Below are 16,433 nucleotides of genomic sequence, written 5' to 3' on the forward strand. Positions count from 1 at the left end.
AAAGTATAAATCCAGAATGCGAATTAAAAAATAAGAGGATGATTTGAATAAAAAACAGATCAATTAAGAAATTATAAATCAAATTTTTTAGAGTCAATTTTTCTCAATCAAAAAGGATGTATGCAAAACAGAATGCAGAATAAACAAACAATTAATTATTAACTAAAATCATTTCAAGAGTATGAAATTATTAACCCAAAAAAAACCAAGGGATTTAGGGATAAACAATCTGTCCCACAAAGAAATAAAACTAGCAATTCTTTCTTTGTTAGCTTTAACTTTTCAAGTTTCCACTGCTTCGACTATAAAAACGGTTACATCATACGATACCAATGTATCACTAGTTCAGAAAATTGTAAAAGGGAAAGTGACTGATGAAAGTGGCGCACCTCTTCCTGGAGCTAATGTACTTATCAAAGGCACTACGGTAGGAGTTCAGACAGATGCTGACGGTAATTTTTCTATTGAAGTATTGGGAAATAGCAACACTTTAGTTGTTTCGTTCATTGGAATGGAAGAACAAGAGGTTGCCATTGGCGTTGGACCATTAAAAATTGTTTTAAAAGAAACGGGTCAAAAATTAAATGAAGTAGTTATTGTAGGGTATAGTACGATTAAAAAAGAAAGTCTTACGGGGTCATTACAAACTGTTACTAATAAGAAGCTTACAGATGCAACAACTCCTTCTGTCGAAAATTTATTGGCGGGTAAAGCTACGGGGGTTCAAGTAACTTCAGGATCTGGTCAGCCAGGATCTTCAGGAAAAATAATTATTCGAGGAAAAACTACTGTAAACGGGAGTACCGATCCTTTATGGGTAGTTGACGGAGTTATTGTAGGAAGCAGCGCCGGAAATATTAATCCTACCGATATTGAAAGTCTGACGGTACTTAAAGATGCAGCTTCTACAGCTGTGTACGGTTCGCAAGGAGCAAACGGTGTTATCGTTGTTACAACAAAAAGCGGAAAATCTGGAAAAGCGACTATTAGTTTTTCTACAAAAATGGCTGCTACGACTTTGAATACAGGTAATTTTGATATTATGAACGGAGCAGAATTGTACGATTTATACGATTCATTTTCGAACAAACAAGATTTTTCAACTGCTTGGTGGTGGAATCCGGAATTAAGAAATAAAAACTTTGACTGGTGGGACAATGCCACTAGAACTGGTTTAGCAACAGATCATAACCTCGCAATAAGCGGAGGTACTGAAAATTTTAAAAGCTACGTTTCTTTGGGTGTGTATGATGAAACTGCTGCTGTAAAAGGATATGATTTTAACCGATACAATCTACTCTTAAAATTCAGCTATAAAGTAAATAATTGGTTGACAATAAAACCTCAAATTAATGCTTCACGCAGAGATGTATTAAACAAGCAGCATTCTGTAGGGGCAATGTATGGCAATATGCCTTGGGACAATCCTTATTTAGAAGATGGCACTTTGGTGGGAAATCAACCAAATCCAACTTGGGTAAACACAACAGGATCTAACTATTTGTATGATTTACAGTGGGATTACAGTGAGTCTCAGGCGTACGATGTTAGAAGTAATTTTGACTTCGATATAAAACTTACGGATTGGTTAACATTTGCGTCTGTAAATAACTATATCTTTTCACATTCAAATTCTATGTCCTATTCAGATCCACGTTCTTCCAGCGGATTAGCCGTAAAAGGTAGAATTGAAGACTACATGAGTTCTTATAATAGAGCGTATACCAATCAATTGTTCAAATTCAATAAATCATATGGTAAGCATAATTTTAATGCTATCGCTGGTTATGAATGGAATGAATTCAACTCTAAAAACACAGAAGGATTTGCTACAGGATTTGCGCCAGGATTTATAGTGGGTGATGTAGCCTCAATTCCTGAAAAAGTGAAAGGAAGCAGAGCACAATGGGCCGTACAATCATTATTGTCGAATGTTAATTATACGTATGATAATAAGTACTTAGCACAAGTTTCTTTAAGACGCGACGGGGCTTCAAATTTTGGAGTTAATTCACAATATGGAAATTTCTTCTCTGTGAGTGGTGGATGGAATATTCATAAAGAGGACTTTTTTAAAGCAGATTATATTACAAATTTAAAACTTAGAGCGAGTTACGGATCTGTTGGAAATAGACCAAACAGCCTTTATCCACATTATGCATTGTATTCTTTAACGACAGGTTATAATGAAAATCCAGGAGCTATTATCTCTCAAATTGCGAATCCTGATTTAAGTTGGGAAAAAACGTATACAGCCGGAGTTGGTTTAGATGTTAGTTTTTTAAAACGATTCAACCTTACTTTAGATTATTATGATAAAGATACCTCTGGTTTATTGTACCAAGTTCCTTTACCTGGAGTAATTGGAGTTACCAGTATTTGGAAAAATGTAGGGGCTGTAAGGAACAAAGGTTTCGAAGCGGCACTTAATGTTGAAATTATTAAAAATGAAGATTGGCAATGGTCTGTTGATGCTAATATTGGCGTGAATAAAAACAAAGTTACGAGTCTTTATGGTGAAAGAAAACAAATCATTGTTGGAGATGGATCTGGTATTGCCGGTTCAGCCTCTAAACTACTGACTCCAGGAAAAGATGTTGATACTTGGTACTTGCCAGAATGGGCTGGTGTAGATCCAGAGACAGGAAAACCACAATGGTTTGAAACCAATGCAGCAGGAGAACGCGTAAAAACGTTTAGTTATAGTGCTGCTTCAAAAACACCGATTGCTATGGGAGCGTATACTCCTTCTTTCTTTGGTGGATTTTCAACGAATTTGAATTATAAGAATTTTGATCTTGCTGCCATGTTCACTTATTCAGTAGGAGGTGAAATTTATAATTATGCCAGAGCAGAATTTGATTCAGATGGAGCATATACGGATCGTAACCAAATGAATCTGCACAGCGGATGGAGCCGTTGGGAAAAACCGGGAGATATTGCTACGCATCCTCAAGCGAGTTATAACAATCGTAGTAACTCAAACAAAGCGTCGTCTCGTTTCTTGGAAACAGGAACGTATCTAAAAATGAGAAGTCTTTCTTTAGGATACAACCTAAATGTTGAGCGTTTGAATATTTCGAATCTTAGACTATTTGTAGCTGCAGAAAACTTATTTACAATTTCTCACTTCTCTGGAGTTGATCCTGAGATACCACCTAGTGGTAATGGTCAAATTACAGGAGTTGCAACATCAGTATATCCTCAGACACGCAAATTTGTATTAGGTCTTAATCTTACTCTTTAAAAAAAAAATCATGAAAAAGATATTTATATTATTTATTACAATGAGTTTCTTATCCTCTTGTGAACTAGAGAGAGAACCGTTTAATGCTTACACCGAGGATAAAATCCTTGCAGATAAGGAAGCCGCTGTCGAAGTGCTTTTAAATGGGTGTTATGCACAACTTAAAGGTTGGTCAGATGTTATGCACAGAGTAGGGGAATATCCCGGAGATAATATCATGATACGAGGAACTTCTACGGATGCTTTCTATTCCTTTATTTCGTACCAGCACATACCGGATAATGGAAGATTATCTGTTTTTTGGAACAACAGTTATAAAATTATTTCACAATCAAGTGATTTGATGAAAAAGATTACTGAAGGAGAAAGTGTACAAATGGATCAGCAATTGGGAGAAGCCTATTATTTAAGAGGAATGATTTACTTTTATTTATCTCGTACGTACGGTAGACCTTATGCACAATCACCTGAATCTAATTTGGGAGTGCCTATTGTAAACGGATTGCCTGCTGATATAGATAATTTACATCTCCCAGACAGATCCACAATTAAAGATAGCTACCAACAAGCTATAAATGATTTGAAAAAAGCAGAAACGCTAATGACTGTAAAACGTAGTGCAACTTACGCAACCAGAGAGGCAGCGCAAGCGATGCTATCAAGAGTGTACTTGTATATGAGCGGAACGTACCAAAGTCCAAATCAAGAATATGCTACTCTTTCTATAGAATATGCTAATAAAGTAATTGCGAGCGGTAATTACAATTTGCTAAGCAGAGCAGATTTTATGAAATACAACACCTTTGCTCCAGATGCAGCCGGACAAACCGAAACCATCTTTGCCGTAAAACGTGTGGCTTCAGAGTTCTCTGGTTTTGATCATTATTACGGTATTGGTGGTATGTATGCCAATATTCAAGGACAAGGTTGGGGCGAAATGTATGCCAGTGCCAAATATTTAGATTTACTACGTAAGGCTGGTCAGAAAAATGATGCTCGTTGGGCATTTATTGAGCCTCAATATGTGACTGATGCCGCCAAAAATAAAACAGAAGCATTCCGTTTTATCCATGATTCTTATAATGCAACAACCGGTGTACAAACAGGATATAACTATCTGCAACAACCACTGAAACGTAATACTGACGGATCGTTTTATATAGATATCGCAACTGTTAAACATAACCTTACAGAAGTTAATGCTGCTGAGAATAGTTATTCAATCGTCTATAAAGGAAAAACGTATGTAGGTGAAAAAGATTATATGATGTTGTTAAACCGTGTATATCCAATGTACTATATCACTAAATGTTCTTTACAGGATAATGATTCGCATCTTCATTCTCCTACCATTTCAAGATTAGCAGAAATGTATTTGAATATGGCAGAAGCGTATGCTAAAAAAGGAGATTACACAAATGCCCGTATCAATCTGAATATAGTAAGAGAAAGATCAATTCCTGGTGCTGGATATACTTCATTAACTAGCGCCAATGCGATCCAACTTATAGATGAAGAGCGTCAATTAGAATTAGCTTTTGAAGCGCATAGAGGGTATGATGTATATAGAAACGGGCAAACAATGACGCGTCGTTATCCAGGACCACATCCTTCGATGGAAGATGTTCCTGCAACAAGCCCTCGTGTGGTACAATTCATTCCTCAATCAGAAATAAATGCTTATCCAGGAACGCTAACCCAAAATCAATAATAAAAAAGGTTAGAATGATGTTGTAAAAAGCGTCCATTTGATTAAGAATAAAAGGGATCAGAAAAGGTAAATTCGGGAATAGAAATAAGTATAAAAAAATTAGAGATGAAAAAAAGATTCTTTACAAAACTAGTAGCAATCGTATTATTGATTCCACTTACTTCTTGTAGTGGTAGTGACAGAAGTAGTGCTATTGGTGAGGATGATTCTAAAATGATAATGGAATTTTCTTTGCCTCTTGGTGGAAATGCTTTTAGTTCAATCCCCCTTGGAGAAGTTGAAACCATAACAAAAAATGGAATCGAGTATTGGACCAATTCAGAAGAATATTTTACTGCTTATTTTCGAATTTCTGAACCGGGAGTATTCCAATTCTCAATAGATAAGGAGTCATTGGTAGTTCTTGGGAAATCAACTTTAGAATTCACCATTAATAACGAATCCAAGAGAGTTGAATTCAACGATACCAAAAAAGATTCTTATCAAATAGGACGTTGGGAAATTAATGAACCAGGTTACGTTGCTTTAAAAATAAAAGGAATCAGTAAGAATAAAAGTAATTTTCCTTCTATTTCAAAAGTAACAATTAACAGTTCGATTGCTAAAGATAAAATTGCATTTGTTCAAAATGACGAAGGTAGTTTTTATCATTGGGGAAGAAGAGGACCATCTGTGCACTTAAATTATCAAGTGCCTGCAGATAAAAACATCGAATGGTATTACAACGAAGTTATGGTGCCAAAAGGCCAAGATATTATAGGTTCTTATTATATGGCAAATGGGTTTGCAGAAGGATATTTTGGTATACAAGTTAACTCTGACAAAGAGCGTAGAGTATTGTTCTCCGTTTGGAGTCCATTTGTAACGGATGATCCAGCAACCATTCCAGATTCCAAAAAAATTAAACTCCTTAAAAAAGGAGGAGGAGTGACAACAGGAGAATTTGGTAATGAAGGTTCCGGAGGACAAAGTTATTTGAAATACAATTGGATCGCTGGAAACACGTATAAATTTTTACTTCGTGGAATTCCTCAAAACGATAATTCAACGACCTATACCGCTTACTTTTTTGCACCCGAATTAAACAAATGGCAATTAATCGCCAGCTTTAACCGTCCGGAAACAAGTACTTATCTAAAACGATTTCATTCGTTTTTAGAAAATTTTTCTCCGGAGCAAGGGAACAAGTCTCGCGAAGTATTATTCAATAATCAATGGTATTGTGATGATACCGGAAATTGGACAGAGATAAACTCAGCAAAATTCACAACAGACAATACTGGTACTATAGGGTACCGTATGGATTATTCAGGAGGTTTATTAAATAACGAATCATTCTATTTGAAAAATGGAGGTTTTTTTAATAATTTTACTAAAGCTCAAAGTGTTTTTACAAGACCTTTAAGCAATAATAGACCTAATATAGATTTTAATAAATTACCTTAAATCAAATCGTTGAAAAATTAAATGCTATCAAAAATATATAAACCTAAAATTAGATAATCAACAAAGAGATTATCTTCCATTTTTTTTAATAAATAAATTAAATTATGAAAACTAGTATTTTTAAATTACTACTTATTTCCTTTCTTTTTCTAGGATGGGCAAATGTATCGGCTCAAATGATTAAAACTCCCGCTCCCGCTCGAGCTAAGGGACAAAAAGATGTTTTACGTCTTGCAACAGCTCCAATTCCTACTGTTCGTATTGCGTTCATAGGTTTAGGTATGCGTGGTCCGGGTGCAGTAGAACGAATGACACATATTCCGGGAGTTGAGATTGTTGCGTTGTGTGATATGTTGGAAAACAACACTAAATCAGCAAATGAAATTCTTACTAAAGCAGGACTTCCTAAAGCAAAAGAGTTTTTTGGGGATGAAAATGCCTGGAGAAAAGTAACTGCTCTTCCTAATGTGGATCTTGTATATGTAGCAACAGATTGGAAAAACCATGCGAAAATTGGTGTTCAAGCCATGAAAGATGGTAAAAATGTAGCCATTGAAGTTCCTGGGGCAATGACCATGGAAGAAATTTGGGACTTGATTAATACCTCCGAAAAAACACGTAAACATTGCATGCAATTGGAGAATTGCGTGTACGATTTCTTTGAATTGACCACATTGAATATGGTTCAACAAGGATTATTCGGCGAAATTATGCATACAGAAGGGGCATATATCCACGGACTTCAACCTTTCTGGGGAGAGTATTGGAACAACTGGCGTATGGATTATAACAAAAAACACCGTGGAGATATTTATCCAACGCACGGGATGGGACCTGCTTGCCAAGCGTTAAATATCCACCGTGGTGACAAGATGAATTATTTGGTTTCTATGGATACTAAAGCAGTTGGTAATCCGGCGTATATTAAAGAAAAATCTGGAATAGAGGTAAAAGATTTTAGAAACGGGGATCATACGATGACCATGATTCGTACGGAAAAAGGAAAAACGATTCATATTCAACATGATGTAACTTCTCCTCGTCCTTACAGCCGTATGTATCAAGTTAGCGGAACAAAAGGTTTTGCAAACAAATATCCAGTTGAGGGGTATGCATTGGATTCAAAAGCAATTGGGTCAGATATTGCTCCAAATCATGAAAACTTAAGTGCACACAAGTTTGTACCTGAAGACGTGAAAAAAGCATTAATGGAAAAATACAAACATCCGATTGTAAAAGGAATCGAAGAAAAAGCGAAAAAGGTTGGTGGTCACGGCGGTATGGACTTCATAATGGATTACCGTTTGATTTATTGTCTACAAAATGGTCTTCCACTTGACATGGATGTATATGACTTGGCGGAATGGTCTTGTCTTGTTCCACTAACGGAAATTTCTCTTGATAATAATTCAACTCCTGTTGAAATCCCTGATTTCACTCGTGGAGGTTGGAACAAATTAAAAGGTTTAGAGTTTTCTAAATAAGAAAAAATAATTATTTTTTTAAGTAAACCCGCTCCTCCCAGAGCGGGTTTTTCTTTGTAGTTGTAGAACAAGTTCTATATGAACTTTGATAATGTTCTACATTTTGTTGTCTTCAAGAAAGTTATTTTTGCTTTGTATTACCCATTTGGTGAAAGCTTAAAATCAAAAAATTAAGACATATTGGGCTTTATGATTTTAAAACTTTAGGACTTGCGACTTTGTGATGCTATCTGTTATTTTAACTGTAAAATTTATATTACATATATCCATTCTAAAGAAGTAAAAAATGTAATTTTGTAATCTAAAATTTCATCTATAACATTTTGAAAAACATACTCATTATTGACGACGAAGAAAAACTTCGTGGACTTCTGGCAAGAATAGTAAAATCTGAGGGTTTTGAAGTTCTCGAAGCATCCGATTTAAAATCAGGTTTCAAGAAATTGGAACATAATGATATTGATGTTGTACTTTGTGATGTCAAACTTCCCGATGGCAACGGAGTTGATTTTGTTCAAAAAATAAAAACTGCTTTTCCTTTGACCGAAGTCATTTTATTGACCGCTTTCGGCAAAATTTCCGATGGTGTTCAAGCTATGAAAAACGGAGCTTTTGATTATATCGTTAAAGGCGACGACAATGATAAAATTATCCCGTTGTTATACAAAGCACTGGAAAAAGTACAACTATTAAAAAAAGTCAAACAGCTCGAAAAACGAATATCCGATAAATATTCCTTTGATACTATCATTGGAAAATCTAAAGGATTGGAACAAGTAATTGATTTGGCCAAAAAAGTATCCAAAACAGATTCTACCGTGCTTTTGACAGGAGAAACCGGAACCGGAAAAGAAGTTTTTGCGCAAGCCATTCATGAAAACAGTAACCGAGTTGGGAAATCATTTGTAGCTTTAAATTGCAGTACTTTCAGCAAGGAAATTCTGGAAAGCGAATTGTTCGGACACAAACAAGGCGCTTTCACCGGAGCTTTAAAAGACAAAAAAGGATTTATCGAAGAGGCGAATGGCGGAACTTTATTTCTGGATGAAATCGGTGAAATGCCAATAGAGTTGCAAGCTAAATTGTTACGTGTTTTAGAAACCAACGAATACATTCCTGTTGGGGATTCCACACCAAAAAAATCTTACTTTCGTTTAATTGCTGCCACCAATCGCAATTTGAAAACCGAAAGTGAAGAACATCGTTTTCGTTCGGACTTGTATTTCAGGTTGAATATTTTTGAGATTACAATTCCGCCATTACGGGAAAGAATAAAAGATATTGCTCCATTGGCACATTATTTTGTGGCACAATTTTCAGCTAAAACAAACAAGCAAACATTGTCTATTGATGCCGAATTTCTTCATAAATTAGAAACCTATCATTGGCCTGGAAATATCAGAGAATTAAAAAATATAATTGAGCGATCTGTAATTTTGGTAAACGGAGAAATACTTACTGCTGCTATTTTACCTTATGAAATGCAGCATCCAATTGAAAAAAGCACTAAAATAATATCTGCTTTTTCGATGCAAAGTATTGAAAAACTCCACATTCAAAAAGTATTAAATTACACCAAAGGGAATAAAGCAGAGACAGCACGCTTATTAGAAATTGGAGTTGCAACACTTTATCGGAAATTAGACGAATATAATATTCAGTAATTTATAATAATATCCTATCGGGGTTTTGAACCCTGAAAAGGGTATCAAAACGAGAAAAGCCTATCAAAATGATAGGCTTTTTTTATGCCATGTTTTGACGAAAAATACATAAGTCATTAATTGATGGTGCTTTATGTGCGGCTGTAATTTCTTGGAATGCATTTTGGCATAAGCGATGAAGAACATAAAAAATCATCCTTATGAAAAATCAAGTCACTACGATTTACAAACAGGCAGAACGCTTTGCCGAAATCACTAAAACGGCAATCATTACTGGAAATATAAATCGGGCAAAAAAATGTTTGGCACTAGCTGAACGATTATTCGAAACAGGAAGCAACGAAACTAAGATTGCCATTTCGAATGTCTATGTTTTTTCGGTTTCCTCTTTTATGGAACTGCGTCATTGCAGTATTTCCAATCTGTTTCCAAAATCGTTGAAGGCAGAATACATCAAACAAATCAATGCTTCGGGAGTATAATGAGGCTAATCGATTGTCTAAAAGCCTAATAATCCAATAATCTAAAAATCTATGTTAGTCATTATTCTTTTACTCGCATTAGGAGCTTTGCTTTTTGCGATTTGTTTTAAATCCGTCGAATTTTTTGAAAAAATCTAAATCATGACAGCACTATTTATCGTCGCACTTGCCGTATTTGGTTATTTGGTTTACGTATTAATCAAACCTGAAAAGTTTTAAAAAATAAATTTTTTAGAATTTAGAATTGTCACAGTGAAATCTAAAATCTAAAATCTAAAATTAAATATATGAATACAGAGTTATTTGGTGTCATCAGTATTTTTATCGTTTCGATAGTTTTAGCAATTCCTTTGGGAAGATATATTGCTAAAATCTATTCAAACGATAAAACGTTACTTGACCCGATTTTCAATCCAATTGAAAAACTTATTTTTAAAATCAGCGGCATCAATGCAACTGATGAAATGAACTGGAAGCAACATCTAAAAGTACTTTTGAGTGTCAATATGATTTGGTTCTTTCTATGCTTTTTTATTTTATTGTTTCAAGGTTCAATGCCTTTAAATCCAGATAATAATCCATCTATGTCACCCGATTTGGCATTTAATACTGCCATTTCGTTTGTGGTAAATTGCAATTTACAGCATTATTCAGGTGAAAGTGGAGTTTCTTATTTGTCGCAAATGTTTTTAATGTTCTTGCAATTTGTTTCAGCCGGTGTCGGAATGGCAGCAGCAGCAATGGTTTTTACTGCAATGAAAGAAAGAACTACTGATAAATTAGGCAATTTTTACAATTATTTCATCAAAAGTTGTACTCGTATTTTATTGCCTCTTTCTGCTATTGTAGCTGTGGCACTGCTGTTTAACGGTACACCAATGACATTTGAAGGAAAAGATGCCATTACTACTTTACAAGGCGATTCAGTAGAAGTTTCCCGTGGACCAGCAGCTGCATTTATTGCTATCAAGCATATAGGAACCAACGGAGGAGGGTTTTTTGGAGCAAACTCTGCCCATCCTTTAGAAAACCCAACTTATTTTAGCAATGCGGTTGAACTTTGGGCACAATTGATTATCCCTTTTTCGATGATTTTTGCTTTGGGTTTTTATTTAAAGAAAAGAAAATTCTCGTACGTTATTTTTGGTGTAATGACCGTTGGTTTCTTGCTTTTAGTAATACCAACAGTTATCAGTGAACTCAACGGAAATCCTGCTATCGAAAGAATGGGAATTACCCAAGCTACTGGTGCCATGGAAGGGAAAGAAGTCCGTTTTGGACCTGCCGTTACTGGGTTTTGGAGTATTGCCACAACGGTAATCTCTACAGGATCTGTCAATAGTATGCACGATAGTTCGATGCCTGTTTCTGGATCTATGGAATTACTCGCCATGATGATCAATGCGTTTTATGGCGGTTGCGGAGTTGGTTTCCTGAACTTCTATATTTTCATTATTCTCGCTGTATTTATTTCGGGTTTAATGGTGGGACGAACACCTGAATTTCTAGGAAAGAAAATTGAAGCCCGCGAAGTGAAAATTGCTGCTTTTATTGCAATTCTTCACCCTTTATTGATATTGTCGGGAACGGCTTTGGCTTCTTATTTTGCTGCGAATGATACAGCAATGGGCTATTGGTTTAGCGGAAACGCAACTGGCTGGCTGAACAATCCCGGACATCATGGATTTTCAGAAATGTTATACGAGTATACTTCGAGTGCGGCCAATAATGGTTCTGGTTTTGAAGGTTTAGGAGATAACAACCCATTTTGGAATATTACCACCGGAATTGTGTTGCTATTGAGTCGTTTCCTTCCTATTATCGGGCCATTGGCTATTGCAGGACTATTAGCCAATAAAAAATACATTCCAGAAAGTGCAGGAACTTTAAAAACGGATACTACGATTTTTGGAGTAATGGTTTTTGCTGTAATTGCGATTATTGCTGCTTTATCTTTCTTTCCAGCATTGGCACTTGGACCTTTAGCGGAGTACTTTACATTAAAATAATATAAAAAATGACTAAAAATAAATCCAACTCATTATTTGAAAGTAAGCAAGTAAAAGATGCCTTAGTGCAGTCTTTTGTGAAGCTTAACCCGAAAATAATGTTCAAAAATCCGGTAATGCTTACCGTAGAAATCGGGACTGCCATTATGTTTGCTGTGTGTATTGCCATTTTATTTGGTGCACAGGATCAAGGTAGTTTTGTTTATAATTTCATTGTATTCTTAATTTTGTTAGCAACGCTTTTGTTTGCCAATTTTGCAGAAGCTATAGCCGAAGCCCGTGGAAAAGCGCAAGCCGACAGTTTAAGAAAAACACGTGAGGAAACACCAGCAAGACAGGTTTTACCTAATGGCGAAATCAAAAATATCAGTTCTTCTGAATTGAAGAAAGGTGATGTTTTCGTTTGTGAAGCAGGTGATCTAATTGCTACCGACGGTGAAATAATTGAAGGTTTGGCTACTATCGATGAAAGTGCCATTACTGGAGAAAGTGCTCCTGTAATTCGTGAATCTGGTGGTGATAAATCATCGGTTACCGGAGGGACAAAAGTATTATCGGATAAAATTAAAGTTATCGTGACTAACGAACCAGGCGAAAGTTTTCTGGATAAAATGATTGCTTTGGTAGAAGGGGCAAGTCGTCAGAAAACACCAAACGAAATTGCATTAACGATTTTGTTAGCAGCGTTTACTTTAATCTTCGTGATTGTTTGCGTTACCTTGAAGCCGTTTGCTGATTATGCAAATGCACCAATTACTATTGCAGCTTTCATTTCGCTATTTGTATGTTTAATTCCAACGACTATTGGTGGTTTACTTTCTGCCATTGGAATTGCAGGAATGGATAGAGCGTTGCGGGCCAATGTAATTACAAAATCAGGAAAAGCGGTAGAAACTGCTGGAGATATCGATGTATTGCTTTTGGATAAAACTGGAACAATCACTATTGGAAACAGAAAAGCAACTAATTTTTATCCTGCAAAAGGAATTTCACAAGAAGATTTTATCAAGTCAGCAGTGTTGAGTTCACTTGCAGATGATACTCCAGAAGGAAAAAGTATTGTAGAATTGGCTGGACTGGAAGTTGCTCAGAAACTGTCTATTGAAGGTGCTACTTTAATCAAATTTACTGCCGAAACCAGAACTAGTGGTGTTGTTTTAAGAGACGGAACCAACATTAGAAAAGGGGCTCAAGATGCTGCAAAAAACATAGCAGTTCAAGCTGGTAATGATTTTCCGGACGATACGGCTCAGCGAGTAATAGCTATTTCTTCTAAAGGAGGAACACCATTAGTAGTTATAAAAAACAACGAAGTTCAAGGAGTTATCGAATTACAAGATATCATCAAAACAGGAATGAAAGAACGTTTTGACCGTTTGCGAAAAATGGGAGTAAAAACGGTAATGGTTACCGGAGATAATCCTTTGACTGCCAAATTTATTGCCGAAGCTGCCGGTGTCGATGATTTTATTGCCGAAGCCAAGCCTGAGGATAAGATGAACTACATCAAGAATGAGCAACAAAACGGTAAACTCGTGGCAATGATGGGTGACGGAACGAATGATGCACCCGCTCTTGCACAAGCTGATGTTGGTGTTGCCATGAACAGTGGAACGCAAGCTGCAAAAGAAGCAGGAAACATGGTCGATCTAGACAATGACCCAACCAAATTGATTGAAGTTATTGAAATAGGAAAACAATTGCTGATGACCAGAGGAACGCTTACCACGTTCTCGATTGCCAATGACGTAGCGAAGTATTTTGCGATTGTTCCTGCGCTCTTTATCACAGCGATTCCAGCTTTGGAAGGATTAAACATTATGCGTTTGCATAGTCCGGAAAGTGCCATTTTATCGGCGGTGATCTTTAATGCGATTATCATTCCGATATTGATCCCGCTGGCTCTAAGAGGTGTTGATTATAAACCAATCGGAGCAAGTGCCATATTGAAACGAAACCTGTTGATTTATGGTTTGGGTGGGTTGATTGTTCCTTTTATCGGAATTAAATTAATCGATTTGGTTGTAGCACTATTTATGTAAAATCAAACCTAACAGGTTTTTGAAACCTGTTAGGTTTATAAAATAAACAAAATGAAAAATATATTTTCAATATTAAAATTGACCTTACTAATGGTCGTTTTATTTGCAGTCATTTATCCTTTGGCGATATATGGAATTGCACAATTTGCCCCAAATAAAGGGAAAGGAGAGACCGTTTCCGTAAACGGAAAAGTGGTAGGGTATCAAAAAATTGGACAAAAATTTAACAAGTCTAATTATTTCTGGGGAAGACCATCGACGGTGGATTATAATGCGGCGGGAAGTGGGGGAAGCAACAAAGCAGCAAGTAATCCTGATTATTTGGCTTTGGTTCAAAAAAGGATTGATACGTTTTTGATTGTACATCCGTATTTGAAAAAATCAGAAATCCCATCGGATATGGTGACGGCTTCGGGTAGTGGTTTAGACCCGAATATTTCGCCAGAAGGGGCGCTGATTCAGGTAAAACGTGTGGCGAAAGTTAGAAATTTATCTAAAGAAAAAGTAAAAGCATTGGTAGAAAATAAGATCAATAAACCTACATTAGCGGGAACTTCAATGGTAAATGTTTTGGAATTGAATGTGGCTTTGGATGAATTGAAATAATAATATTTGACCTTATAACCCAATCAGGGTTTTAAACCCTGATTGGGTTGGAAAAAGATTGGAATGATAGCTGTCCCGATAGCTATCGGGATAGCTCCTAATATAAATAATGAGGATGAGATTGCTTCGTTCCTCGCAATGACAAACAAAATGAAAAAAATAATAGTTACAGCTTTAATAGCTTTCGGATTTACAACAGTTAATGCTCAAGAAGAGTCAAAAAGTTCTTTCACGTTTTCGGGATATGTTGAGACTTATTACAGTTATGATTTTGGGAATCCGGATAATCATGTACGACCGGGATTTATTTACAGTCATAACAAGCATAATGAATTGAATCTGAATTTAGGTTTAGTAAAAGTGAATTATGCAAAGGATAATATTCGTGGAAACTTTGCACTTATGGCGGGAACCTATGCTGAATATAATTTGGCAGCGGAACAGGATTTATTAAAAAATGTGTATGAGGCGAACATTGGTGTGAAAATTTCGACAGCCCATAACCTTTGGGTAGATGCGGGAATTATGCCTTCGCATATTGGTTTTGAAAGTGCGATTGGTAAAGATTGTATGACTTTGACCAGAAGTATTTTGGCGGATAATTCCCCGTATTATGAAGCTGGAGTTAAAATTGGATATACTTCAAAAAGCGAAAAATGGTATTTGGCGGCTATGTATTTGAACGGCTGGCAACGCATCCAGAAAGTTGAAGGCAATCAGACACCTGCTTTTGGAACACAAGTGACTTTCAAACCATCGTCTTCAATCGCATTGAATTGGAGTACTTACATTGGGAACGAACAACCGGATAATGATAGAAAATGGCGTTATTTCAATAATTTTTACGGACAATTTAAAGTGACTGAAAAAACAAGCGTAATTGCTGGTTTTGATATAGGTTCGCAACAATCAGTCAATAAAAGTGACAAGTATGACATTTGGTTTTCTCCAATTTTGATGGCGCAATACAAACCAACCGCTAAAATTCAGCTGGCGGCAAGAGGCGAATATTACCAAGATGAGAAAGGGGTAATTATCGCGACTGGAACTGAAAACGGATTTAAAACCTATGGTTTCTCGGCTAACTTTGACTATTTAGTTACTGAAAATTTAATGTTCAGAGTAGAAGCCAGAAATTTGAATAGTAAGGATGCGGTATTTTTGAAAGATAATTTACCCAGTAATGACAATTTATTTTTGACGACTTCATTAGCGATTTCGTTTTAATAGGCAAATAAACAATAGGCAATTTGCAATATTCAATATGCAATAAGCAATATGCAATATGCAATAAGCAATAGACAATAGACAATAGGCAATAAGCAATTTGCAATAAGTAATAAGCAATATTCTATCACGTCAAACGCATTAAAATTAAAGTTTAAACCACATAGAAACATAGTGTTTATTCCTGTAAAAATAAATTTTGACGGAGATAAGAGTTTACAATAGAAAAAAAAGCATTGGCTTTTTTTCTATGTCACCTAGATTTCGACTGTTCGGAACAGATTTAAATCAAAAATTAAATTCTATGTTTCTCCTATGTTTGCGAAGTTATCGACTTTAATTATAAAAGTCAATAAATTTGAATAATGAAGTGAAAAGGAATGAGAGAACATATGTCGCTAAATAGTTCAAAGAAATATATTGACACATAGAAATGTCCTCATTCTTTTTTATCTTTTAGAGTCTGAACAGAATGTAAGGAATTAGGTAAATCTTAATATCCAGAATATCCAATC

Annotated in this window: 11 protein-coding genes; all 11 read left to right on the top strand. The window is 35.8% G+C overall.

Annotation, left to right across the window (positions count from 1 at the left end; all coding sequences use genetic code 11):
- Positions 1 to 181: 181 nt before the first annotated feature.
- The 11 genes from ACNQGX_RS12725 (at position 182) to ACNQGX_RS12775 (ending at position 15,918) form a co-directional block, all read left to right on the top strand.
- A complete protein-coding gene (locus ACNQGX_RS12725) occupies positions 182 to 3,247 on the top strand; it encodes a SusC/RagA family TonB-linked outer membrane protein (RefSeq protein WP_417976784.1) in 3,066 nt (1,021 codons plus the stop codon).
- 10 nt (positions 3,248 to 3,257) lie between these two features.
- Positions 3,258 to 4,958 carry a RagB/SusD family nutrient uptake outer membrane protein gene (locus tag ACNQGX_RS12730; RefSeq protein WP_417976786.1) on the top strand — a complete coding sequence of 567 codons (1,701 nt, stop codon included), beginning with the start codon at positions 3,258 to 3,260 and terminating at the stop codon, positions 4,956 to 4,958.
- A 105-nt stretch (positions 4,959 to 5,063) separates the two neighbouring features.
- Positions 5,064 to 6,404: a DUF3472 domain-containing protein gene (locus ACNQGX_RS12735; protein WP_417976788.1), complete on the top strand. Its 1,341-nt coding sequence runs from the start codon at positions 5,064 to 5,066 to the stop codon at positions 6,402 to 6,404.
- Between the two features lie 104 nt (positions 6,405 to 6,508).
- Complete coding sequence (locus ACNQGX_RS12740) at positions 6,509 to 7,888, top strand: Gfo/Idh/MocA family protein (protein WP_417976790.1); 1,380 nt, start codon at positions 6,509 to 6,511, stop codon at positions 7,886 to 7,888.
- A 320-nt stretch (positions 7,889 to 8,208) separates the two neighbouring features.
- A complete protein-coding gene (locus ACNQGX_RS12745; protein WP_417976802.1) occupies positions 8,209 to 9,552 on the top strand; it encodes a sigma-54-dependent transcriptional regulator in 1,344 nt (447 codons plus the stop codon).
- A gap of 200 nt (positions 9,553 to 9,752) precedes the next feature.
- Entirely contained in the window at positions 9,753 to 10,034 is a 282-nt protein-coding gene (locus tag ACNQGX_RS12750) for a DUF7674 family protein (RefSeq protein ID WP_417976792.1), read from the top strand.
- A 141-nt stretch (positions 10,035 to 10,175) separates the two neighbouring features.
- On the top strand, positions 10,176 to 10,253 hold the full coding sequence (gene kdpF, locus ACNQGX_RS12755) for a K(+)-transporting ATPase subunit F (RefSeq protein ID WP_111410498.1): 78 nt from the start codon (positions 10,176 to 10,178) through the stop codon (positions 10,251 to 10,253).
- 68 nt (positions 10,254 to 10,321) lie between these two features.
- A complete protein-coding gene (gene kdpA / locus ACNQGX_RS12760; RefSeq protein WP_417976793.1) occupies positions 10,322 to 12,043 on the top strand; it encodes a potassium-transporting ATPase subunit KdpA in 1,722 nt (573 codons plus the stop codon).
- An 8-nt stretch (positions 12,044 to 12,051) separates the two neighbouring features.
- Complete coding sequence (gene kdpB, locus ACNQGX_RS12765; protein ID WP_417976794.1) at positions 12,052 to 14,085, top strand: potassium-transporting ATPase subunit KdpB; 2,034 nt, start codon at positions 12,052 to 12,054, stop codon at positions 14,083 to 14,085.
- A 51-nt stretch (positions 14,086 to 14,136) separates the two neighbouring features.
- Complete coding sequence (locus ACNQGX_RS12770) at positions 14,137 to 14,691, top strand: K(+)-transporting ATPase subunit C (RefSeq protein ID WP_417976795.1); 555 nt, start codon at positions 14,137 to 14,139, stop codon at positions 14,689 to 14,691.
- Positions 14,692 to 14,841: 150 nt separating this feature from the next.
- Complete coding sequence (locus tag ACNQGX_RS12775) at positions 14,842 to 15,918, top strand: porin (protein WP_417976797.1); 1,077 nt, start codon at positions 14,842 to 14,844, stop codon at positions 15,916 to 15,918.
- Positions 15,919 to 16,433: the final 515 nt, after the last annotated feature.

This window comes from Flavobacterium glycogeni (assembly GCF_048286775.1).
In the GTDB taxonomy this organism is placed as follows: Bacteria; Bacteroidota; Bacteroidia; order Flavobacteriales; family Flavobacteriaceae; genus Flavobacterium.

Excerpts from the sequence above, each read along its gene's own strand:
- ACNQGX_RS12730 (WP_417976786.1), top strand. The coding sequence starts at position 3,258 with ATGAAAAAGATATTTATATTATTTATTACAATGAGTTTCTTATCCTCT.
- ACNQGX_RS12750 (WP_417976792.1), top strand. The coding sequence starts at position 9,753 with ATGAAAAATCAAGTCACTACGATTTACAAACAGGCAGAACGCTTTGCC.
- kdpF (WP_111410498.1), top strand. The coding sequence starts at position 10,176 with ATGACAGCACTATTTATCGTCGCACTTGCCGTATTTGGTTATTTGGTT.
- kdpB (WP_417976794.1), top strand. The coding sequence starts at position 12,052 with ATGACTAAAAATAAATCCAACTCATTATTTGAAAGTAAGCAAGTAAAA.
- kdpA (WP_417976793.1), top strand. The coding sequence starts at position 10,322 with ATGAATACAGAGTTATTTGGTGTCATCAGTATTTTTATCGTTTCGATA.
- ACNQGX_RS12725 (WP_417976784.1), top strand. The coding sequence starts at position 182 with ATGAAATTATTAACCCAAAAAAAACCAAGGGATTTAGGGATAAACAAT.
- ACNQGX_RS12770 (WP_417976795.1), top strand. The coding sequence starts at position 14,137 with ATGAAAAATATATTTTCAATATTAAAATTGACCTTACTAATGGTCGTT.
- ACNQGX_RS12740 (WP_417976790.1), top strand. The coding sequence starts at position 6,509 with ATGAAAACTAGTATTTTTAAATTACTACTTATTTCCTTTCTTTTTCTA.
- ACNQGX_RS12775 (WP_417976797.1), top strand. The coding sequence starts at position 14,842 with ATGAAAAAAATAATAGTTACAGCTTTAATAGCTTTCGGATTTACAACA.
- ACNQGX_RS12735 (WP_417976788.1), top strand. The coding sequence starts at position 5,064 with ATGAAAAAAAGATTCTTTACAAAACTAGTAGCAATCGTATTATTGATT.